Source organism: Staphylococcus sp. GDX8P80P (assembly GCF_017893095.1).
Lineage (GTDB): Bacteria > Bacillota > Bacilli > Staphylococcales > Staphylococcaceae > Staphylococcus > Staphylococcus borealis.
This window is the reverse complement of sequence record NZ_JAESMI010000202.1, coordinates 1-300: the sequence shown is the minus strand read 5'-3', so window position 1 is coordinate 300 and position 300 is coordinate 1. Positions and strand designations below refer to the sequence as shown.

At 34.3% G+C, this 300-nt stretch carries 1 protein-coding gene; it reads left to right on the top strand.

The annotated features are described in order from the left end of the window. A partial coding sequence (locus KA858_RS12445; protein WP_210135836.1) for a type I restriction enzyme subunit R domain-containing protein occupies positions 1-300 on the top strand: 300 nt, incomplete at both ends.

The following is a 300-nucleotide window of genomic DNA, read 5'->3' as shown; positions in this document are numbered from 1 at the left end:
ACACAGCCATCCGTTAATGGAAAGTGGCGCTTTACGAAAATTAAATGATGAATACTTCAAACGGATTGAAGCAATTAATACCTCAGAAATTTGGATGGCAGATGAACGTATTGAAGCTGTTTGTCGACATTTGATTTCAAATTATCACAAGAAAACAGATAACGGAAATTACACGTCTATGTTTGCGGTTCAAAGTATTCCAATGGCGATTAAATATTATGACACATTCCAAAGACTAAAAAACGAAGGTGTTCATGATTTAAATGTTGCAACCATTTTTACGTATCAAGCCAATGAAGA